The sequence below is a fragment of the Bradyrhizobium iriomotense genome, from assembly GCF_018130765.1.
Classification (GTDB): Bacteria; Pseudomonadota; Alphaproteobacteria; order Rhizobiales; family Xanthobacteraceae; genus Bradyrhizobium; species Bradyrhizobium iriomotense_A.
Genome location: NZ_JAFCJZ010000005.1, coordinates 103,473 through 123,823 on the forward strand (window position 1 = coordinate 103,473; position 20,351 = coordinate 123,823).

Below are 20,351 nucleotides of genomic sequence, written 5' to 3' on the forward strand. Positions count from 1 at the left end.
CGTGCTAGATTGGGCCGGCCGCGGAGCTGATGATGACTCGGACGGTCGCCTTCGCAACGCTTGGTCTTGCAGCGCTTAGCCTCGCACTCGTTGCGATGACGGCGGGCGCGCAGGACATGATGCGTGACGTCGACCTCACCTCCCCCGCGATGGTCTCGGCCGAAATGACGAGGCCAGAGGTCGAGGCCGTACTGGCCAGAGCGAGCGCCGCGCAGCCTGCCGATTTCACCGGCAAACGCCTGTCGGGCCTCGATCTCTCGGGGCTGGACCTGTCCAACGCGGTTCTCCGCGCCGCGCGGCTCAACAAGACCAAACTCCGAGACGCCAGACTTGACCGCGCGATCCTCGATCAGGCGTGGCTACTGGATGCGGATCTTACCGGCGCAAGCCTGAAGGGCGCCAACCTGTTCGCCTCGCAAATGGCTCGCGCGCGTCTCGACGGCGCGAACCTGTCGGGAGCGCGCATCGCTGCCGACCTCACCGGCGCAAGCCTGGTCGGCGCCTCGATCGCGGACGCGCAGCTTGGCGCCGATATGCGCAACCAGTCGATGGGGCTGATGCGCGCGGTGCTGAGATCCGCCAATCTGGAACGGCTGAACGCGCGCAACGCCGATTTGTCGCGCGTCGACCTCGAATTCGCGATCCTCAGGGGCGCCGACCTGAGCGGCGCATCTCTGAAAAACGCCCAGCTCGGCGGAGCCGATCTGACCGGCGCCATCGTCATCGACGCCGATTTCGACGGCGCCGATCTCGTCTCGGCGAAGCTGATCGCACCGAACGGCCTTGACCGCGCCAGAAATTTCGACAAGGCAAAGAACCGCGAGCGCCTGATCAGGGAATGACGGCGCGCCTTTGGGAGGACTGGCTGATGCGTGGGGTTCTGGCTTTGACCGCGTTGTTGACGCTTGCCGGCGAAGCCGCCGCGCAGACCAAGGGCAAGGGCATCCGGCTCTGGAATCTCACGACGGAGACGATCTCCGGCTTCCAGCTCTCGCCGGCCGGCAAGACCGACTGGGGACCGAACCAGTGCCTGAACGACAAGGACAAGGAGGTCGACCACGACGAGCGGCTGCGCATCACCGGCGTTGAGCCCGGCCGCTACGACGCCAAGGTCAGCTACCCCAATGCACGGCAGTGCATCGTCCGCGACATCGAGATCAAGGCCGATGCGGTGTTCTCGATCGCCGACAAGGATCTGAAGGACTGCACGAAGTAACGCTCCGGCTTACGCCTTGTCGTTCGGGTGCGGATATTCGCAGCGCCAGCGCACCGCTTGCCATTTCGGATGGTCGCCGATCCATTGCGCGATATAGGGCGGCGCGGCCATCACGCATTGGCGGGGCGAGCCCGCATAGTTGAACACCAGATGCTGCTCCTCGCAGGTCGCAGGCGAGAGCACCGCACATACAGTCACCACAAGGTCGATCGGGTTCATGCCGGGATCCTCTCGCGGGGGCAATCGAGACTAGCACGATAGGTTACGTGTCTGGGAGCGGGAAGTTTCAATCGGGCGTGAGGATGGGGGAACTGGCGATCCAAACTCCTCTTCCCTTCTCCCCTTGCGGGAGAAGGTGGCGCGAAGCGCCGGATGAGGGGTTCGATCCGCGAACTCAAATGTGAGACCGACCTCGCAGAGAGAGACCCCTCACCCGTCTCGCCGCTATCGCGGCGAGCCACCCTCTCCCACAAGGGGAGAGGGTAAGAGCACGCTAGAAATTCACCCCGAACACCAATCGCGCCTGATGCCGTTCGAAATTGACGAGGTCGAGATTGCCGCCTGAGCCGGCCGGGCGGCCCCAGGCCTGCATGCTCCAGCTCATGGTCAGCCGCGACTTCTCCGATAGCTGGAAATAGGCCGTGGGCCCGACAAACAGCGCCTGACCCGACAACTCGCCGAGGCCGATGCCCTCATATTGCCGGAAGTAGCGCATCTCGCCGCCGAGCAGCACGTTGGGGCGCACCCGTGCCAGGGCGGCAAAGGCCGCGCCGATCGTCGAACTCTTCTCGGACGTCCCCGCCACCTCGAAGCGCGCCCATTCCGGCTGATAGATCAGATTGAGCGCGCCGATGACGAAGTTCGGAACGAGCTCGCGGTCGAAGGCGAGCGTGAAGTCGGTGCCGTACATCCGCCCCTTCGCGCCGCTGGTCTCGTCGATACGGTCGCCATGGAGCTCGGCGGCGATGGTGAGACCGAACGGGGCGCGCTCGCGGTCGAGCAGGCGGTAACGCAGGTCGAGCGAGGCGCCCTGGAAATTGAACTGGCGGCGGTCGTCGATATCAGGAACGCCGGTGATGTCGTGCAGACTGGCCGTGGCGCCGAGCTCGATGCGGAAGTTCGGCAGCGGCACGACCTCGATCTCGACCTCCTGCGCGAGGGCGCGATAAGTGCCGCCGCCCTTGCCGAAGCTGCCTGTCGTCTGGGTCTGGAATTCCCGCTCGCCGACGTTGCCGACGTCGGTGCCGATCACAAAGCCGAAGATGTGCTCGGTATCAAAGCCCTCCTCGGCGCTGACACACGTCGGCGCGAGCGCGACCGTGCACGCGACCGCCATCCAAATTGTGTGGGCTTCAATGCGCATCCGGCGAACACTACCACGGCTCCGATGGCATTCGCCACCGAAGCCGCGGCAGGTTCGTCAGTCTTACTTGCGCGCAGCGCAGGCGTACATGTTGATTTCCATGCCGACCGGCACTTCCACGATCTTCGGAGCTTTCCAAGCCATCCGGGGTCTCCCAAGGTATTGAGCGCGACATCGCGCGGGGCAAAACCTAGGGCTGCCTCAAGTACAGCGCAAGCTGGAATCGAACCGCTGACACAGCGAACTGTCGCATATTGCTTGCGAATTTCGCTCTCGTGCAAATCGCCTTCGCTCCCAGTCAAGCGCTACCGCAGCAATCGCAGCAGCGCGCGGCCGGCACGCGAGTTGAGCTCCTTTGCATCCAGCGTTCCGTCCTTGTCCGGATTGGCCGCGTTGAAGCGCTGCTCGACCACGGACAGATATTCGTCCAGCGTGAGAGTCCCGTCGCGATCTGGATCGGCGGCGGCGAGCTCCTTCGCCGTTAACCGTCCGCGCAATTCGCGCGCGTCCAGCGTGCCGTCGTGATCGGGATCGAGCTTGGCGAACAGCGCGCTCGCGGCCTTCTTCACCTCGGCCAGATCGAGGGTGCCGTCATTGTCGGTATCGAACATCTTGACGGCGGATGCCGACCAGGCCGGGCCGGACAGAACCGCGAGCGTGAGTGCAAGCGCAATGGAGCGACGCGATAACATTATGACCTCCCAGACCAAGAGCCCCGCTTCGAGCGGGATCAAAGCAACATAAGTCCGCAAGGCGAGCCCAGGTTCAAGCGGAATTGCAACCTGCGCGCCGCACAATCCGAGGAACCCGATGGCCGCGCCCCCTGCGGCTTTTGTCCGGCACTGCATCATGCCGCGGAATTTTTCCAGCGCCTGCGCACAAGTGAGAGTCGGCTGTCAGGTCTCCGTCAGGGTGACCGGCATCCGGCATCCAACATATCGGCGGCGCGCATTCGACTTTCGTATTGACGCGTTTTGCATTCGGGCGGAGTGTTGTCGTCGCAGCGTCAAAAGGCGCGCATATTGGGAGGAACGGATGAAACGCTTTGCGATGGCCGCGAGCCTCGTCATGCTTGCATCGACTTGTGCGTATGCACAAACCACCGAGCAGCTGGTCAAGGGCGCGGCCGATACATCGAACGTTCTCAATTACGGGATGGGCTACAATCTGCAGCGCTTCTCGACGCTGAACCAGATCAACAAGGACACCGTCAAGAACCTCGTCCCGGTCTGGAACTACTCCTTCAACGACGATCGCAGCGAGGAATCGCAGCCGCTGGTGTACCAGGGCGTGATCTACGTGACCTCGCACAACGCGACCATGGCGGTCGACGCCAAGACCGGCAAGCAGATCTGGAAATCGAAGATCGAATATCCCGCCGAGACGCCGCGCATCGTGTGCTGCGGCATCATCAACCGCGGCGCCGCGCTCTATGATGGCAAGGTGTTCCGCACCACACTCGACGCCAACGTGATCGCGCTCGACGCCAAGGACGGCAAGGAGCTGTGGCGGCAGAAGGCGGCCGACATCAAGGAAGGCTATTCGATGACGGTGGCCCCGCTGGTCGCCGACGGCGTCGTCATCACCGGCATCTCCGGCGCCGAGTTCGGCACCCGCGGCTTCATCGACGGCTGGGATCCGGCGACGGGCAAGCATCTCTGGCGCACCCATTCGATCCCCTCGCCGGACGAGCCCGGCGGCGACACCTGGAAGGGCGACACCTGGAAGCTCGGCGGCGGCTCGACCTGGATCACCGGGTCCTATGATCCCGAGCTGAACACCGTCTATTGGGGCATCGGCAATCCCGGCCCGTTCAATTCGGCGGTGCGCCCCGGCGACAATCTCTACACCTGCTCCTTGCTGGCGATGGATCCCAAGACCGGCAAGATCAAGTGGCACTACCAGTTCTCGCCGAACAATCCATTCGACTATGACTCGGTGGCCGAGATGGTGCTCGCCGACATGAACGTCGAGGGCAAGCCGACCAAGGTGCTGATGGACGCCAACCGCAACGGCTTCTTCTACGTGCTCGACCGCACCAACGGAAAGCTGCTCGCGGCCAATCCTTACGTGAAGGTCAACTGGGCGACCGGCATCGACATGAAGACGGGCCGGCCGATCGAGACCGATGTCAGCAAGGACGCGCGCGAGGGCAAGAAGGTCACGGTCTACCCATCGATCCTCGGCGGCAAGAATTGGGAGCCGATGTCGTTCAACCCGCAGACCGGCCTCGCCTACGCCAACACCCTCGCCTTCGGCGGCAGGTACAAGACCGAGCCGGTCACCTTCAAGCAGGGTGAATGGTACCTCGGCATGGACCTCACCGACCTCTGGGAATGGGGTGACGGTCCGCGCGGCCATCTGAAGGCGATCGATCCCATGACCGGCAAGGCCAAGTGGGAAGCCCCCGCCGACATTCCGCGCTTCTCGGGCGTGCTGTCGACCGCGGGCGGCGTGGTGTTCACGGGCGCGCTGACCGGCGAGTTCGAGGCTTTCGATGCCGACACCGGCAAGAAGCTCTGGCAGTTCCAGACCGGCTCGGGCATCGAGGGACAACCGGTGACCTGGCAGCAGGACGGCGTGCAATATGTCGCCGTGACGTCAGGCTATGGCGGCGTCTACTCGCTGTTCTCCGGCGACGAGCGACTTGCCAAGGTTCCGCCCGGCGGCTCGCTGTGGGTTTTTGCGGTCAAGCAGTAGCCACGGCACGATGCTGAAAGACGTAGCTCAGAAGACGGTGGCGACGATCGCCACCGTCGCGGTGCTGACGGCCGCGCTTGCGGCGACCGTCCGCGCCGCGGATGACGCAACCGGCAATCCCCTGCAGGCGCAGATCGATCACGGCAAGTCGACCTATGCTTCGAAATGCTCGCACTGCCATGGCCCCAACATGATGAACTCCGGCACCATCACGCCGGACCTGCGCGCCTTCCCCGACGACAAGACGCGCTTCGTCACCACCGTGAAGAACGGCAAGAACAACAAGATGCCGCCCTGGGGCGATATCCTCAGCGACGATGAGATTGGGGAGCTCTGGGCCTTCGTCTCGAGCCGGAGGAAGCCATGAGAGGCTGGCTCACGGTGTGGAGCGTTGCCGCGGGCTTGGCGGCCACGACGGCGGCACACGCGACCGATGATCCGCTGAAAATCTGTCTCGACGAGGACCGGCCGCCGCTCTCGGTGCATCACAAGGGCAAGCCGGACGCCGGCTTCGACGTGCTGCTGGCGCAGGCGATCGCGGAGCGTCTTGGTCGGCCGCTGAAGATCCAGTGGTTCGAGAGCAAGCTGGATGAGGATTCCAGCCCGCAACTCGAGGCCAATGCGCTGCTCTCCGACGGGCGCTGCGCGCTGGTCGGCGGCTACGCGCTGACGACGGACTCTCTCGTCAAGCCCGGCATGAAGACGGCGCGCCTGCCGGACTTCGCCGGGGCCACCCGCGACGACCGGCGCCGCCGCGTCGCGCTCGGCGTACTCGCGCCGAGCCGACCTTACGTCTATTCGCCCGTGACGGTGGTGCTTGGACCAAAGGCGCAGGGGCGCAAGATCAACGACATCGGTGATCTCGCCGGCCTTCGCCTCGCGATCGAGAGCGGCTCGCTCGGCGATGCCATCCTGATGACCTTCGACAAGGGACGCCTGATCGACAGCATCACCCATCTCGTCCCCGGCCGCGACGACCTGCTCGGAGCGCTCAACCGCGGCGACCATGACGCGACGCTGATCGACCTCGGCCGCTTCGACGCCTACCGCGCCGCGCATCCTGATACGGCGATCACCGCGTCGGGCTACTACTATCCGATCGGCGCCAATCGCGGCTATGTCGGGCTCGCCAGCGACCCCGCGCTGATCGAGGCGGTCAACACGGCGCTGGCAGAGCTGGCCGCGGAAGGCAAGATCGCAGAATTCGGCAAGCAGGCCGGCCTGACCTATCTGCCCCCGCGCGAGCCGGCAATCCTCGGCGATGTCTGGATGAAGATCATTCAGCGGTGACGCTCCGTCATTCCGGGGCGCCCGCAGGGCGAGCCCGGAATCCATTCCTCCGCAGCGTATGCGGCGCGATGGATTCCGGGCCTGCGTGCTGCGCACGCATCCCGGAATGACGGAGGATGTGGCCAGCGGGGTCTCACTTCGTATACCGCACCATCCATTCGGCCATTTGGTGAAGTCGTGAGCCCTCTTACCGCCGACCTGCGCGACCTGCTCTCCCGCGAAATCAAGACTCGCGAGCTCCTGCGCGCGCTGATCGTGGTCGGTCCGATGGTGGCGGCCTATTTCACCGCGCGCGAGACGGCGCTGCTCAATCTCGCCCTGGTCGCGGTCTCGCTGCTCATTCCCGCACTCAGGCTGCATCTTTCGCCCAAAGTGATCGCGTGGCACTACCTTGCCATCCTCGTCACCTTTGCCGCGCTCTTCCTTGCGGCTCCGATCAAGCCGCTATTCGCACTGCTGACGGCGCTGGCCGGCTTCCTGGCAGTCGCCGTGACGCGCTATGGCGAGCACTTCCGCACCCTCGGCAATTGGGTGTTCATTCCCGCCGTCTATCTCGCCTGCGAGGTGCGGGAGGGTGTCAGCGCGTCCGAGGCGCTGCGCCATGCCGCTGTGATCATCGCCTCCTCTCCGATCGCGCTGGCGCTGGTCTGCGCTAACCAGATCTACGACCGGCGCCGTCGTCGGCGTGCCGCTCGGCTTCCTCGGCATGCTGCTGCCACAGAGCCGGGTCGGCTATGCGCTCGCGGTTCTCGCCGCCACCCTCACGCTGATCTCGTTCTCGCGCTATATCGTCGGCTTCTGCCTGCGCTGCTTCTTCATCGCGCTGGCTGCGTCCTTTGCCGGCGGCGCCAGCGGGATCGCCGAGGAACGCATCGTCAACGTACTGATCGGCGGCACATTCGGCCTGATCGCGGTGGCGCTGGCCGAAATTGTCTGGCTGCGCGTCGCGCGAAAGGTGCGATCGTCCGGGTGACGATGGGCACTGCACCGCCTGACCGAATGCGCCAATCTGTCTCGCCTGCCGCCCATGCCGGCGCCAGCCTGATGCAGTACCCTTGGCAAAAAACAGGGAGAGAATCATGTCCGCCAAACTCGATCGCCGCCATTTCGTCGCCGCCGGCACCGCTGCACTCGCGATACCTTTCGTCTCGAGCAGCGCCTCGGCGCAAAGCGCTTGGCCGTCGCGGCAGATTCGCATGATCTGCAGCTACCCGGCCGGCGGACAGACCGACCTGCTCGCACGCGCCTACGGCGAATTCATCTCCAAGCAGACCGGCAAGACCGTCGTCGTCGAGAACAAGCCCGGTGCCTCCGGCGCGATTGGCACGGCGGAAGTCGCCCGCGCGGAGCCCGACGGCCACACCATCCTGTGCTCGATCTCGACCACCTACATCATGAACCGGGTGGTGATGAAGAATCCGGGCTACGACATGGACAAGGACCTGACGCTCGTCAGCGTCATTCCGGGCGCCGGCCTGCTGCTGGTCGCGAATCCCAAGACCGGCGTCAAGACGCTGGAGGATTTCGTCGCCTTTGCGCGCAAGAGCGGCAAGGTGAATTTCGGCACCTACAGCGCGGGCTCGTCGCCGCACATGACGATCAACGAGCTCAACAAGCAGTACGGCCTCAACATCGAGCCGGTGCACTATCGCGGCGAGGCGCCGATGTGGACGGGCATGCTGGAGGGCACGCTCGATGCCGCCATGGGCAGCTACACGGCCGCGCAGTCGGTCCTGCAAAGCGACCGCGGCACCGTGTTCGCGGTGCATTCGAAGAAGGTCGACGCAATCCCGAACGTGAAGACGCTGCCGGAACAGGGCGCGACCTCGAAGTTCTTCACGGTGAGCGGTTTCTCGGGATGGGCTGTGCCGAAGGCGACGCCGCAGCCGGTGGTCGATCGCCTCGCCGAGCTCTGCGTTGCCGCCAACAACGATCCGAAGGTGAAGGAGGTTCTCGCGACCTTCGTGCTCGAGCCCGCGATCGGCTTCAAGGAGACCAATGCGCTGTATCAGCGCGAACTGCCGATCTGGATCGAAAGCGCAAAGTCGCTCGGCCTCGAACCGGCCTGAATCTCGAGCAACCGCCCTTCCCGGCCCGGCGTCCGACCAAAGCCTAGTGTCGGGAACGCATTTTCCCGCTATGATTGTGCGCCGCCGCCGGAAGTCCCGCACGGGCGGTTAGGAAGGGCCGATCGCATGACACCGGATGCAGTCGCCGTCGCCGTTATGGTCATCCTGCTCTTTCCGATGGGCTATTTCACGCTGGCATCGCCGGCCTTCCTGCTGGTGAAGCTCGATATTCAGCCCGTCGCGCAGTTGCTGCGCGGAATGTTCAATGTCCATTTCCTGGTGATGCGCGTTGCCGGCGTCGTCGGAATGGTGGCTCTCCTCCTGGACGGCCGCCTGCTCGCCGCGATGGGCGTCGGCATCATCGCAGCCCTGGCCATCTGGGGGCGCCGCTGGTTCATGCAACGGATGGACGACCAGCTCAACGCGCGGGACGCCGGCGATGCCGAGGCGCCGCGTCGTCTCAGACGGCTGCATTGGAGCGGAATGCTGGGCAATGCGGCGCTGCTCGTCGCTCTCGTGGCCAGCATTCCCTATATTGCGAGGACAGCGTAAGCGCGCCGGACTTTCTCCGGCGCGTGCCTAATGCTCGCCCGAGGTCGCCGCGCTCTGCTGGGCCTTGTGGATCGAGGACGGCACCACGCCGAAATATTTCCGGAAGACGCGGCTGAAATGCGACGAGCTGGAGAAGCCCCAGGAGAACGCCACGTCGGTGATGGTCTTGCCGGCGTGTGCCTCGAGCTCCTGGCGGCAGTTCTGCAAGCGCGCCTGCCAGATGTAGTCGCTCACCGTGGTGCCGCGCTCGGAGAACAGCATGTGCAGATAGCGCTTGGAGCAGCCGAGTTCGGTGGAGATCTGGTCGATGCACAGGTCCGGATCGCGCAGGTGCTCGCGGATGAAGAACTGGGCGCGCACATACATCGCCTCGGGCCCGACACGGTCGAACATCGTGTCGGCTTCGCGCAGCGGCAGCAGCAACAGGTCGATCAGCGAATCGGCGACGCCGACCGCGCTGTTCGCCGACAGTTTTGCCGCCTCGTCGAAGGTCGCGTGGACGAAATCATGGGCGATCCGTCCCGTACCCGTCCTCGCCGACAGCTTGCAGGCCGGCATGCGCTGCGACGGGAAGCCGCGGTCGCGCAGCAGCGCCTTCGGCACGATCACGACGTCGTGGCGCGTGAAGGCGGGACTGATGATCGAATGCGGGCAGGAGACGTCATAGGCGATGATGTCGCCCGGGTTCAGCTCGATATGGCGGCCTTCCTGTTCGAAATAGGACACGCCGTAAGTCTGGAAGTGGATCTTGATGTACGGGTGTTCATTGGCCTTGGCTCGCGCCATCGTGTGGGCGATGCGATGCTGGCTGACCTCGATCTGGCAGAGCTTCAGGCGCGAGACCGTCGTGTAGTCGATGCGGCCCTCGAGCGAGGACGCCTCCAGCGGATCGACGTCGAAATACCCGCACAGGCTCGTCAGCCCGTCGATCCAGCTCTGGATCTGCCGCTTCGGCGTCATTCCGGTCGTCGAGAGCGTGTGAATGGTGTCGGACATTAATCCAGCCGCTGGTTTGATCCGGAGATTCGACGCGAATCGCGACCGGCGCTGCCGGAGCCCTCAGCCGTGATTGCGTGACGTTTACCTCGAATTTGAGCGGTCTTTTGCAACGAGCGCCATCGTTCCATTGCCACTCTTGAAGGTTAATCCTCCGCCTTAGTTGCAGCGCCGTCAAGGGGAACCTGAACGTAGAAGGCGGCTCAAAAGGCTTACCGAAGCCGCTGAATTCGCTACTGCAAAATCAAAATCTTCGCGTCCGTGCGCTGTCAAGCAAACCGCCTTCTCTCTTGGGCAAGTTTCCCGGTGGCGAAGTGGTTAGGGATTGCGGCAGGAACAACAAGAACGGGCCGCTCCTGCACGTGGACCCGTGGCTCTCATCAGGAGGAGGAAACACCACAGCATCGTTTCTGGTCCCAACCGTGACCGCCCTGCACGAGCAGACGCCGGACGAGAAGCCCGGTGATTGAGCAATGCTTCGGAACAATAAACGAGACCAACGGAGGAAATGACTATGCGCAAGGTGCTACTGGCGACTTATCTTGGCTCCGCGGCGGCTCTCGCCGTCGGCAGCGCTTCAGCCAATGATGAGCTGATCAAGATGTCGCAGAACCCGAAAGACTGGGTCATGCCGGCGGGCGACTACGCCAATACCCGCTATTCCAAGCTGAACCAGATCAACGCACAAAACGTGGGCAAGCTCCAGGTCGCCTGGACCTTCTCGACCGGCGTGCTGCGCGGCCACGAAGGCGGCCCGCTGATCATCGGCAACGTCATGTACGTCCACACGCCGTTCCCGAACAAGGTCTACGCCATTGACCTTTCCAACGAGAACAAGATCATCTGGAAGTACGAGCCCAAGCAGGATCCGAACGTCATCCCGGTGATGTGCTGCGATACAGTCAACCGCGGCCTGGCCTATGGCGACGGCAAGATCATCCTGCATCAGGCCGACACCAACCTCGTCGCGCTCGACGCCAAGACCGGGCAAGTGGCCTGGAGCTCGACCAACGGCAACCCTGCGAAGGGTGAGACCGGCACCTCGGCGGCGCTCGTCGTCAAGGATAAGGTCCTGGTCGGCATCTCCGGCGGCGAGTTCGGCGTGCAGTGCCACGTCACCGCCTATGACCTCAAGACCGGCAAGCAGGCCTGGCGCGCCTTCTCCGAAGGCCCGGACGACCAGATCAAGTTCACCGCGGCCACCACCGCGCTCGGCAAGCCGGTCGGCGCTGACTCCTCGCTGAAGACCTGGCAGGGCGATCAGTGGAAGATCGGCGGCGGCTGCACCTGGGGCTGGATGTCCTACGATCCTTCACTGAACCTCGTCTATTACGGGTCGGGCAATCCCTCGACCTGGAATCCGAAGCAGCGTCCGGGCGACAACAAATGGTCGATGACCATCTTCGCGCGCAACGCGGACACCGGCGAAGCCAAGTGGGTCTATCAGATGACGCCCCACGACGAGTGGGACTATGACGGCGTCAACGAGATGATCCTCTCGGATCAGCAGATCAACGGCCAGGCGCGCAAGCTCCTGACCCATTTCGACCGCAACGGTCTCGCCTACACCATGGACCGTGAGAGCGGCGAGCTGCTGGTCGCCGAAAAGTACGATCCGAAGGTGAACTGGACCTCCGGCGTCGACATGAACAAGAACTCGCCGACCTACGGCCGTCCGAAGGTGCTCGACGCAGCTTCGACCGACAAGGCCGGTGAAGACCACAACGTGAAGGGCATCTGCCCGGCCGCGCTCGGCACCAAGGACGAGCAGCCGGCAGCCTACTCGCCGGACACGCAGCTGTTCTACGTTCCGACCAACCACGTCTGCATGGACTACGAGCCGTTCAAGGTGAGCTACACCGCGGGCCAGCCCTATGTGGGTGCGACGCTCTCGATGTATCCGCCGCAGGGTGAAAGCCACATGGGCAATTTCATCGCCTGGGACGGCAAGACCGGCAAGATCGTCTGGTCGAACAAGGAGCAGTTCTCGGTCTGGTCGGGTGCGCTTGCAACCGCCGGCGGCGTGGTGTTCTACGGCACGCTCGAAGGCTACCTGAAGGCGGTCGACGCCAAGTCCGGCAAGGAGCTCTACAAGTTCAAGACTCCCTCCGGCATCATCGGCAACGTCACCACCTATGAGAACGGCGGCAAGCAGTATGTCGCAGTGCTCTCGGGCGTCGGTGGCTGGGCCGGCATTGGTCTGGCCGCAGGCCTGACCGATCCGACCGCCGGTCTCGGCGCAGTCGGCGGCTACGCGGCCCTCAGCAACTACACGGCGCTCGGCGGTACGCTGACCGTGTTCTCGCTGCCGACGAACTAGGCCAGTTCAGTATCGCTCCGGCGCGTGGATCAACTCCACGCGCCGGCTCGTCTCCACCGAACGCCTTCGAGGAAAATCTCTTGCGTAAAATCTGCTTTGTCATTGCTGCGGTGATCTTCGTTACGTCGGGAGGAATTGCGACCGCGGACGGTCCGGGCGACCCGGCCGCCGTGAAGAAGGAAGACGACGGGAAATGGCTCGATAAGGAAGGAAACCCGACCTACAAGATTTCGGCCGACGGCACCGTGGACTGGTTCACCTATTCCGGCTACCGCCGCTATCACTCCGACTGCCACGTCTGCCACGGCCCCGACGGCATGGGATCCACCTACGCACCGGCGCTGAAGGACTCGGTCAAGACCATGAGCTATGGCGACTTCCTTGGCGTCGTCGCCTCCGGTCGCAAGAACATATCGACCGCGCAGGAGAACGTCATGCCGGCCTTCGGCGACAACCCGAACGTCGCCTGCTACATGGACGATCTGTACGTCTATCTGCGCGCCCGCTCCAACGAGGCGTGGGGCCGGCAGCGTCCGGCCAACAAGGAAGCGAAGACGGAGGCCTACACCAAGGCCGAAGACGCCTGCATGGGCAAGAAATGAACGTTGCTAGGACTGCCGAGACTACGTCCTGGCGTCTTACGAGAATTTGAGGAGCTACCGATGAAGACACGTGCCGCCGTCGCTTTCGAAGCCAAGAAGCCACTCGAGATCGTCGAAGTCGACCTGGAAGGCCCCAAGGCCGGCGAGGTCCTGGTCGAGATCAAGGCAACGGGCATCTGCCACACCGACGCCTACACGCTCGACGGCTTCGACAGCGAGGGAATCTTCCCGTCGATCCTGGGCCATGAGGGCGCCGGGATCATTCGCGAGATCGGCCCCGGCGTCACCTCGGTGAAACCGGGCGACCACGTCATTCCGCTCTACACGCCGGAATGCCGGCAGTGCAAAAGCTGCCTGAGCCAGAAGACCAATCTCTGCACCGCGATCCGCGCGACGCAGGGCAAGGGCGTGATGCCCGACGGCACCAGCCGCTTCTCCTACAAGGGCAAGCCGATCTACCACTACATGGGCTGCTCGACCTTCTCGAACTTCACCGTTCTGCCGGAGATCGCGGTCGCCAAAATCCGCGAGGACGCGCCGTTCGACAAGAGCTGCTACATCGGCTGCGGCGTCACCACCGGTGTCGGCGCCGTCGTCAACACCGCCAAGGTCGAGCCGGGCGCCAACGTGGTCGTGTTCGGTCTCGGCGGCATCGGGTTGAACGTCATCCAGGGCGCCAAGATGGCCGGCGCCGACAAGATCATCGGCGTCGACGTCAACGACTCCAAGGAAGATTGGGGCCGCCGGTTCGGCATGACCCACTTCGTCAATCCCAAGAAGATCACCGGCGATATCGTCCCGCATCTCGTCAACCTGACCGACGGCGGCGCCGACTACACCTTCGACTGCACCGGCAACACCACGGTGATGCGCCAGGCGCTGGAAGCCTGCCATCGCGGCTGGGGCACCTCGATCATCATCGGCGTTGCCGAAGCCGGCAAGGAGATCGCCACCCGCCCGTTCCAGCTCGTCACCGGGCGCAACTGGCGCGGCACGGCCTTCGGCGGCGCGCGCGGCCGCACGGACGTGCCGAAGATCGTCGACTGGTACATGAACGGAAAGATCCAGATCGATCCGATGATCACCCACGTGCTCAAGCTCGAAGAGATCAACAAGGGGTTTGACCTCATGCACGAGGGCAAATCCATCCGTTCAGTCGTCGTGTACTAGCCCAAAGACATCACACCCAGGAGGATCGACCCATGACTGTTGCACTCCATCCATCGATCGACAACGGCGTCAAACAGGGTAGCGGCAGCTTTGCCGGCGGCACCCTGGTCTGCAAATGCAGCGACCATCCGGTCAAGGTCGGCATCAAGGGCGACGTCGCCCACAACCACGCCTGCGGCTGCACCAAGTGCTGGAAGCCGCAAGGCGCGACGTTCTCCGTCGTCGCCGTGGTGCCGCGCCAGAACGTCACCGTGCTCGAGAACGGCGACAAGCTCCAGATCGTCGACCCCTCGGCCGTGATCCAGCGCTATGCCTGCAAGGCCTGTGGCACGCACATGTACGGCCGTATCGAGAACAAGAACCATCCGTTCTACGGCCTCGACTTCATCCATCCCGAACTGTTCCAGGAGCAGGGCTCGCAGGCGCCGCAATTCGCCGCCTTCGTCTCCTCGGTGATCGAATCCGGCGTGAAGCCGGAGCAGATGGCCGGCATCCGTTCGCGGCTGAAGGAAATCGGGCTCGAGCCCTATGACTGCCTGTCGCCGGCGCTAATGGATGCGATCGCGACCCATGTGGCCAAAGCCAAGGCTGCTTGACCTGAACGGGCCGCCTGAGCCGGCGGCCCACGCTCTTGCCACGCCCGTCCGATCGCTGGTTCCCCCTCCCCCACTCCCAGCGAACCGGACGGGCCTGGCCCCCGGACGATCGCGGCGAAGCCGCCTCCTCGCCTTCGATGTGCTGGCGAGAACCGTCGGCTCCCTCAGTCCTGGTCTCTGAATGACTGCGCAGTGCCGCTCGCTTCCTGCTTGAGGTCCGCGGCCCTGCGTTTCTCCCTCCCTCGACTGAGGCATCCTGCTTCGTCCGCGCAGTCTTCCTGGCGGACGAAGCCTTTTTCGCTGCAAGAGCGCATTTGCGGCTGCACGATGCACGCGGCGCGATGTCGCGCCCTGCTTTTGACAAACCATCGATGCAATCTTTGCCTGGTGAGAACACCTGGCTGTGAACGCCGGGTCGGCGCGATCCCTGCTACGCTCGCGCCGTCACGATGCCGCACGAAATTCAGAACAATCAAGAACAAGACGGGAGGTATCGAGCACATCCAGACATCGTCATCAGCGTTCCTGCCTCCCTCCGGGATTTGCCCGCGCGGGACGACGGCAGGGATGCGGCGAGACAACGCGCGGACCACCGCCGGCCGACATCGGCGGATTTGAATCAAGATGCTTATGAAGAGCGAGGGACGATCATGATCAAGGTGAAGATCAACGGCCAGGAACAGAGCTGGGACGGCGACCCGGATCTCCCGCTACTCTGGTTTCTGCGCGACGAGGCCGGGCTGACCGGCACCAAATACGGCTGCGGCCAGGCCCTGTGCGGCGCCTGCACCGTCATCGTCGACAAGGAGGCCGTGCGCGCCTGCATCACGTCGATCAACGACGTCGCCGGACGCGAGGTCACCACGATCGAGGGGCTGCATCCGAACGGCGATCATCCCGTGCAGAAGGCCTGGCGCCAGGTCAATGTTCCCCAATGCGGCTTCTGCCAGGCTGGCCAGATCATGCAGGCCGCGGCGCTTCTGATGGACAATCCAAAACCGTCGCACGACCAGATCCGCGAGGCCATGTCCGGCAACATCTGCCGCTGCGGCTGCTACCAGCGCATCGAGAACGCGGTCCATCTCGCATCGACGGGAGTGTGACATGAATTTCATCGACAATCCCCGCAAGCTTCGCGGCTTCGAAAAGAACATCAGGGTAGAGAAAGTCTCGCGCCGCAGCATCCTGAAGGGGCTCGGCGTCACCGGCGGCTTCGTGCTTGCCGCGCCCGTGATGTCACGCCAGGCGCTCGCCTATGAGACGGGCGCCGGAAAGATGCCGCACGGCGTCGTGGTCGATCCGCGCGTGTTCGTTTCGGTCGCCCCTGACGGCATCGTCACCATCGTTGGGCACCGTTCGGAAATGGGCACCGGCGTGCGCACCAGCCTGCCGCTGATCGTGGCCGAGGAAATGGAAGCCGACTGGTCCAGGGTCAAGGTGCAGCAGGCCCATGGCGACGAGGTCAAGTTCGGCAACCAGGACACCGACGGCTCGCGCAGCACGCGGCACTATCTGATCCCGATGCGCCAGATCGGCGCCTCCGCCCGCACCATGCTGGAGCAGGCCGCAGCCAAGCGCTGGGGCGTGCCGGCGACCGAGGTCAAGGCCGTCAATCACGAGGTCGTCCATAGCGCCAGCGGACGCAAGCTCGGCTTCGGCGAGCTCGCTGCCGACGCCGCCAAGGAATCGGTGCCGAGCATCGAAAGCCTCAAGCTGAAGGACCCCAAGGATTTCCGCTATCTCGGCAAGGGCCAGGTCGGCATCGTCGATCTCCACGACATCACCACCGGGAAGGCGCGATACGGTGCCGACGTACGCTTGCCCGGCATGAAGTACGCCGTGATCGCGCGGCCGCCGGTGACCGGCGGCAAGCTGGTCAAGTTCGAGCCGGACGCGGCGCTGAAGGTGCCCGGCGTCGAGAAGGTGATGCAGGTGCGCGGCTGGCCGTGGCCCTCGAAGTTCCAGCCGCTCGGCGGCGTCGCCGTGATCGCGCGCAACACCGGCGCTGCGATCAAGGGCCGGGATGCGCTTAAGCTCGTCTGGGACGACGGCCCCAACGGCAAGTACGAGTCGGCCGCCTACCGCAAAGAGCTCGAGGAGGCTTCGCGCAAGCCCGGCCTGGTGCTGCGGCAGGAGGGCGATGCGGACACCGCCCTGAAGGGCGCCGACAAGGTCATCGTCGGCGAATACTACATTCCGCATCTTGCCCATGTCAGCATGGAGCCGCCGGTGGCGGTGGCCGACGTCAAGGGCGACAAGGCCGAGATCTGGGCACCGGTGCAGAGCCCGGGCGGCACGCGCGAGGACGTCGCCAAGACGCTCGGCATTCCGGAAGCGAACGTCACCGTCAACGTGACGCTGCTCGGCGGCGGTTTCGGCCGCAAGTCGAAATGCGACTTTGCGCTCGAAGCCGCGCTCCTGTCGAAAGAGCTCGGTGCGCCGGTGAAGGTGCAGTGGACGCGCGAGGACGACATCCACAACGGCTTCCTGCACACCGTCTCGGTCGAGCGGATCGAGGCCGGCCTCGACAAGAGCGGCAAGGTGATCGCCTGGCGCCACCGTAGCGTGGCCCCCAGCATCGCCTCGACCTTTGCGGCCGGCACGGTGCATCAGGCGCCCTTCGAAATCGGCATGGGTCTCGTCGACATGCCGTTCGAGATCGCCAACATCTCTTGCGAGAATCCGGAAGCGGCCGCGCACACCCGCATCGGCTGGTTCCGCTCTGTCTCGAACATCCCGCGCGCCTTCGCGGTGCAGTCGATGGTCGGCGAGATCGCGCAGGCCACGGGCCGCGACCAGAAGGACATGCTGCTGCAGCTGATCGGAAGTCCACGCATCGTCAAGCCGGCGGTGAAGGACCTCTGGAACTATGGCGAGCCCTTTGACAGCTACCCGATCGACACCGCGCGCCTGCGCAAGGTGGTCGAGCTGGTCGCCGAGAAGGGCGAATGGGGACGCAAGGTGCCGAAGGGCCACGGTCTCGGCATCGCCGTGCACCGCAGCTTCGTCAGCTACATCGCAACCATCGTCGAGGTGGCCGTCGACGAGAAGGGCAAGCTGACAGTGCCGCGAGTCGACACCGCGATCGACTGCGGCACCTATGTCAACCCCGAGCGCATCGCTTCGCAGATCGAGGGCGCGGCGATCATGGGCCTGAGCATCGCCAAATACGGCGAGATCACGTTCAAGGACGGCAAGGTGCAGCAGAAGAACTTTGACGACTTCCAGGTCGTCAGGATGGACGACTCTCCTGTCGTGACCAACGTCTACATCGTGCCGCCCGGCCCGGACACGCCGCCGAGCGGTGTCGGCGAGCCCGGCGTGCCGCCGTTCGCGCCGGCGCTGATCAACGCCATCTTCGCGGCAACCGGAAAGCGTATCCGGAGCTTGCCGATCGGCAAGCAGTTGGAGGCGTAGACGCGGAACAGAGGCGGCCTCGCGCCGCTTCCATCGATCTGACGGGAGCAGATCGATGATCAACACCTCAAGGGCGCTCGCAGTCTCGCTGTCGGGCGCCTTTTCTTTTGACTGCCGCGAGCGCATTCGCCCAGAGCAGCACCACGCCCCCGACCGCGGCCATGCGCCCGGCCGGAACTCGCTGCCCACGTACCGCCCACGCAAAAATGCGGCGGACGTTGCCGTCCGCCGCATTCGCCACCCCCCTGCTGCTCCGCCTTCGTCGATCCGCCCGCGGAGCTATTTCTTCAGCGCGAACACCCAGACCACGCCGCCCTGCGGCACGTTGGCCTCGATGCCAATGTTGTTGGTCACGAGCGCATCCTGGATACGTTGCGCGTCCACGCCCCATCCCGACTGGATCGCGATGTACTGGGTGCCGTCGATCTCATAGGACACCGGCATGCCCATGATGCCGGAGTTGGTCTTCTGCTCCCACAACAGCTCCCCGGTCTTGGCGTTGAAGGCGCGGAAATTGCGGTCGTTGGTGCCGCCGGCGAAGACGAGATCGCCCGCGGTTGCCGTGACCGATCCGAACAGCTGCGACTTCGGGAAGTTGTGCTGCCACACCTTCTTGCCGGTGACGGGATCCCACGCCTGCAGCTCGCCGAAATGATCGGCGCCGGGCTTCGTCTTCAGCCCGATGTCTTCGGGCTTGGTACCGAGCCAGAGCTCACCCGGCTTGAGCGCAACCTTCTCGCCGGTGAAACCGCCGCAGAAGTTCTCGTTGGCGGGCACGTAGACCAGCTTGGTCCGTTCGCTATAGGCCGCCGACGGCCAATCCTTGCCGCCCCACAGCGATGGGCAGAACTCGACGCGCTTGCCGATGACGGGCTTGTGCGCGGGATCGACGATCGGCTTGCCGGTTTCGGCATCGATGCCCTTCCAGACGTCGGTGGAGACGAACGGCCAGCCAGCAACGTAATTGATCTTGGTCGGCGCGCGCTCGAGCACCCAGAAGATCGCGTCGCGTCCCGGATGGACCAGGCTCTTGATGTTGCGGCCATCGCGTTGCAGGTCGATCAGCATCGGCGCCTCGACCTCGTCCCAATCCCAGGAATCATTCTGGTGATATTGGTGATAGGTCTTGATCTTGCCATTGTTCGGATCGAGCGCGAGCACCGACGAGGTGTAGAGATTGTCACCGGGATGAGTCTCTCCGGGCCATGGCGCCGCATTGCCGACGCCCCAATAGATTGTCTTAGTGTCCTTGTCGTAATTGCCGGTCATCCAGGCCGAGCCGCCGCCGTTCTTCCAGTCGTCGCCCTGCCAGGTGTCATGGCCGGGTTCGCCTTCGCCGGGGATAGTGAAGGTTCGCCACAGCTCCTTGCCGTCCTTGGCATCATAGGCGGCGACATAGCCGCGCACACCGAACTCGCCGCCGGAGCCGCCGACGATGACCTTGCCGTCGACGATCAGCGGCATCAGGGTCATGTACTGGCCCTTCTTGTAGTCCTGCACCTTGGTGTCCCACACTACCTTGCCGGTCTTGGCATCCAGCGCGACGACGTGGTCGTCGGTGGTGGCGAGATAGAGCTTGTCCTCCCAGAGACCGACGCCGCGGCTGGTCGGATGCAGCTGGAACAGATCGTCGGGGAGCTGCCGCTTGTAGCGCCAGTATTCGTCACCGGTCTTCGCGTTCAGCGCGATCACCTGCCCCATCGGGGTCGCCACGAACATCACGCCGTTGTTGACGATGGGCGGCGCCTCGTGGCCTTCGACCACGCCGGTAGCAAAGGTCCAGACCGGCGTGAGATTTTTCACGTTCGAGGCGTTGATCTGGTCGAGCGGACTGTAGCCCTGCCCGTCATAGGTCCGCCGGTAGAGCATCCAGTTGGCGGGTTCCGGATTTTCCAGCCGCTGCGCGGTGACCGGCGTGTAGCTCTCGATCGGACCGGCGATTGCGGCGGTCGCGGCAAGACAGGTGAAGGCGACGAAGCCGGACAGGTACCATTGTTTTCTGGTGTTCGACGTTTGCTTGGACGCTTCCTTGGACGTTTTCATGGACGTTCCCCTTTTTC

At 64.1% G+C, this 20,351-nt stretch carries 19 protein-coding genes and 1 pseudogene; 14 read left to right on the top strand and 6 right to left on the bottom strand.

Features of this window, described 5'->3' with window-relative positions:
• Positions 1 to 32: 32 nt before the first annotated feature.
• The gene (locus tag JQ635_RS11440; RefSeq protein WP_211409967.1) at positions 33 to 842 is read left to right on the top strand and encodes a pentapeptide repeat-containing protein; all 810 of its coding nucleotides are present in this window, start codon (positions 33 to 35) and stop codon (positions 840 to 842) included.
• 26 nt (positions 843 to 868) lie between these two features.
• Complete coding sequence (locus tag JQ635_RS11445) at positions 869 to 1,216, top strand: hypothetical protein (RefSeq protein WP_211410217.1); 348 nt, start codon at positions 869 to 871, stop codon at positions 1,214 to 1,216.
• Positions 1,217 to 1,225: 9 nt separating this feature from the next.
• Here the strand turns inward: JQ635_RS11445 and JQ635_RS11450 are convergent, their stop codons facing one another.
• The 4 genes and pseudogenes from JQ635_RS11450 to JQ635_RS11465 form a co-directional block, all read right to left on the bottom strand.
• Entirely contained in the window at positions 1,226 to 1,435 is a 210-nt protein-coding gene (locus JQ635_RS11450) for a hypothetical protein (RefSeq protein WP_211409968.1), read from the bottom strand.
• A 274-nt stretch (positions 1,436 to 1,709) separates the two neighbouring features.
• A pseudogene (locus tag JQ635_RS11455) lies at positions 1,710 to 2,617 on the bottom strand (hypothetical protein).
• Positions 2,618 to 2,642: 25 nt separating this feature from the next.
• The gene (pqqA, locus tag JQ635_RS11460; RefSeq protein ID WP_012029362.1) at positions 2,643 to 2,723 is read right to left on the bottom strand and encodes a pyrroloquinoline quinone precursor peptide PqqA; all 81 of its coding nucleotides are present in this window, start codon (positions 2,721 to 2,723) and stop codon (positions 2,643 to 2,645) included.
• 161 nt (positions 2,724 to 2,884) lie between these two features.
• Entirely contained in the window at positions 2,885 to 3,271 is a 387-nt protein-coding gene (locus JQ635_RS11465) for an EF-hand domain-containing protein (protein ID WP_211409970.1), read from the bottom strand.
• A gap of 343 nt (positions 3,272 to 3,614) precedes the next feature.
• On the opposite strand from JQ635_RS11465, the gene JQ635_RS11470 reads away from it, so the two are divergent.
• From JQ635_RS11470 to JQ635_RS11495, 6 genes are all read left to right on the top strand, one after another.
• Positions 3,615 to 5,279 carry a methanol/ethanol family PQQ-dependent dehydrogenase gene (locus tag JQ635_RS11470; RefSeq protein WP_211409971.1) on the top strand — a complete coding sequence of 555 codons (1,665 nt, stop codon included), beginning with the start codon at positions 3,615 to 3,617 and terminating at the stop codon, positions 5,277 to 5,279.
• A 10-nt stretch (positions 5,280 to 5,289) separates the two neighbouring features.
• Positions 5,290 to 5,646 carry a c-type cytochrome gene (locus JQ635_RS11475; RefSeq protein WP_211409972.1) on the top strand — a complete coding sequence of 119 codons (357 nt, stop codon included), beginning with the start codon at positions 5,290 to 5,292 and terminating at the stop codon, positions 5,644 to 5,646.
• The gene (locus JQ635_RS11480; protein WP_211409973.1) at positions 5,643 to 6,569 is read left to right on the top strand and encodes a substrate-binding periplasmic protein; all 927 of its coding nucleotides are present in this window, start codon (positions 5,643 to 5,645) and stop codon (positions 6,567 to 6,569) included. The genes JQ635_RS11475 and JQ635_RS11480 overlap by 4 nt, the downstream gene beginning before the upstream one ends.
• A gap of 685 nt (positions 6,570 to 7,254) precedes the next feature.
• Positions 7,255 to 7,542, top strand: coding sequence for a hypothetical protein (locus JQ635_RS38945; protein WP_246583454.1), 288 nt, complete (start codon positions 7,255 to 7,257; stop codon positions 7,540 to 7,542).
• Between the two features lie 106 nt (positions 7,543 to 7,648).
• Positions 7,649 to 8,638 (top strand): Bug family tripartite tricarboxylate transporter substrate binding protein, encoded by a 990-nt coding sequence (locus tag JQ635_RS11490; protein ID WP_211409974.1) that lies wholly within the window; start codon positions 7,649 to 7,651, stop codon positions 8,636 to 8,638.
• A gap of 126 nt (positions 8,639 to 8,764) precedes the next feature.
• Positions 8,765 to 9,190: a hypothetical protein gene (locus tag JQ635_RS11495; RefSeq protein ID WP_211409975.1), complete on the top strand. Its 426-nt coding sequence runs from the start codon at positions 8,765 to 8,767 to the stop codon at positions 9,188 to 9,190.
• A gap of 27 nt (positions 9,191 to 9,217) precedes the next feature.
• On the opposite strand, the gene JQ635_RS11500 is transcribed toward JQ635_RS11495, so the two are convergent.
• The gene (locus JQ635_RS11500) at positions 9,218 to 10,186 is read right to left on the bottom strand and encodes a helix-turn-helix domain-containing protein (RefSeq protein ID WP_211409976.1); all 969 of its coding nucleotides are present in this window, start codon (positions 10,184 to 10,186) and stop codon (positions 9,218 to 9,220) included.
• 514 nt (positions 10,187 to 10,700) lie between these two features.
• On the opposite strand from JQ635_RS11500, the gene xoxF5 reads away from it, so the two are divergent.
• From xoxF5 to JQ635_RS11530, 6 genes are all read left to right on the top strand, one after another.
• The gene (gene xoxF5, locus JQ635_RS11505; protein ID WP_211409977.1) at positions 10,701 to 12,506 is read left to right on the top strand and encodes a lanthanide-dependent methanol dehydrogenase XoxF5; all 1,806 of its coding nucleotides are present in this window, start codon (positions 10,701 to 10,703) and stop codon (positions 12,504 to 12,506) included.
• Between the two features lie 80 nt (positions 12,507 to 12,586).
• Positions 12,587 to 13,108, top strand: coding sequence for a c-type cytochrome, methanol metabolism-related (locus tag JQ635_RS11510; protein ID WP_246583455.1), 522 nt, complete (start codon positions 12,587 to 12,589; stop codon positions 13,106 to 13,108).
• Positions 13,109 to 13,168: 60 nt separating this feature from the next.
• A complete protein-coding gene (locus tag JQ635_RS11515; protein WP_011088955.1) occupies positions 13,169 to 14,278 on the top strand; it encodes an S-(hydroxymethyl)glutathione dehydrogenase/class III alcohol dehydrogenase in 1,110 nt (369 codons plus the stop codon).
• Between the two features lie 32 nt (positions 14,279 to 14,310).
• Complete coding sequence (gene gfa / locus JQ635_RS11520; protein ID WP_211409978.1) at positions 14,311 to 14,874, top strand: S-(hydroxymethyl)glutathione synthase; 564 nt, start codon at positions 14,311 to 14,313, stop codon at positions 14,872 to 14,874.
• Positions 14,875 to 15,524: 650 nt separating this feature from the next.
• Positions 15,525 to 15,977, top strand: coding sequence for a (2Fe-2S)-binding protein (locus tag JQ635_RS11525; RefSeq protein ID WP_008144235.1), 453 nt, complete (start codon positions 15,525 to 15,527; stop codon positions 15,975 to 15,977).
• 1 nt (position 15,978) lies between these two features.
• Positions 15,979 to 18,291, top strand: a complete 2,313-nt coding sequence (locus tag JQ635_RS11530) for a xanthine dehydrogenase family protein molybdopterin-binding subunit (protein WP_211409979.1) — start codon at positions 15,979 to 15,981, stop codon at positions 18,289 to 18,291.
• Between the two features lie 279 nt (positions 18,292 to 18,570).
• Here JQ635_RS11530 and JQ635_RS11535 read toward each other — a convergent pair whose 3' ends face one another.
• Positions 18,571 to 20,334 carry a methanol/ethanol family PQQ-dependent dehydrogenase gene (locus JQ635_RS11535; RefSeq protein ID WP_211409980.1) on the bottom strand — a complete coding sequence of 588 codons (1,764 nt, stop codon included), beginning with the start codon at positions 20,332 to 20,334 and terminating at the stop codon, positions 18,571 to 18,573.
• Between the last annotated feature and the right edge of the window lie 17 nt (positions 20,335 to 20,351).

Coding starts and splice junctions, on each gene's coding strand:
- JQ635_RS11450 (WP_211409968.1), bottom strand. CDS start 1,435: ATGAACCCGATCGACCTTGTGGTGACTGTATGTGCGGTGCTCTCGCCT.
- pqqA (WP_012029362.1), bottom strand. CDS start 2,723: ATGGCTTGGAAAGCTCCGAAGATCGTGGAAGTGCCGGTCGGCATGGAA.
- JQ635_RS11515 (WP_011088955.1), top strand. CDS start 13,169: ATGAAGACACGTGCCGCCGTCGCTTTCGAAGCCAAGAAGCCACTCGAG.
- JQ635_RS11530 (WP_211409979.1), top strand. CDS start 15,979: ATGAATTTCATCGACAATCCCCGCAAGCTTCGCGGCTTCGAAAAGAAC.
- JQ635_RS11500 (WP_211409976.1), bottom strand. CDS start 10,186: ATGTCCGACACCATTCACACGCTCTCGACGACCGGAATGACGCCGAAG.
- JQ635_RS11525 (WP_008144235.1), top strand. CDS start 15,525: ATGATCAAGGTGAAGATCAACGGCCAGGAACAGAGCTGGGACGGCGAC.
- JQ635_RS11535 (WP_211409980.1), bottom strand. CDS start 20,334: ATGAAAACGTCCAAGGAAGCGTCCAAGCAAACGTCGAACACCAGAAAA.
- JQ635_RS11440 (WP_211409967.1), top strand. CDS start 33: ATGACTCGGACGGTCGCCTTCGCAACGCTTGGTCTTGCAGCGCTTAGC.
- JQ635_RS11495 (WP_211409975.1), top strand. CDS start 8,765: ATGACACCGGATGCAGTCGCCGTCGCCGTTATGGTCATCCTGCTCTTT.
- JQ635_RS11465 (WP_211409970.1), bottom strand. CDS start 3,271: ATGTTATCGCGTCGCTCCATTGCGCTTGCACTCACGCTCGCGGTTCTG.
- JQ635_RS11445 (WP_211410217.1), top strand. CDS start 869: ATGCGTGGGGTTCTGGCTTTGACCGCGTTGTTGACGCTTGCCGGCGAA.
- xoxF5 (WP_211409977.1), top strand. CDS start 10,701: ATGCGCAAGGTGCTACTGGCGACTTATCTTGGCTCCGCGGCGGCTCTC.
- JQ635_RS11470 (WP_211409971.1), top strand. CDS start 3,615: ATGAAACGCTTTGCGATGGCCGCGAGCCTCGTCATGCTTGCATCGACT.
- JQ635_RS11475 (WP_211409972.1), top strand. CDS start 5,290: ATGCTGAAAGACGTAGCTCAGAAGACGGTGGCGACGATCGCCACCGTC.
- gfa (WP_211409978.1), top strand. CDS start 14,311: ATGACTGTTGCACTCCATCCATCGATCGACAACGGCGTCAAACAGGGT.
- JQ635_RS11480 (WP_211409973.1), top strand. CDS start 5,643: ATGAGAGGCTGGCTCACGGTGTGGAGCGTTGCCGCGGGCTTGGCGGCC.
- JQ635_RS11490 (WP_211409974.1), top strand. CDS start 7,649: ATGTCCGCCAAACTCGATCGCCGCCATTTCGTCGCCGCCGGCACCGCT.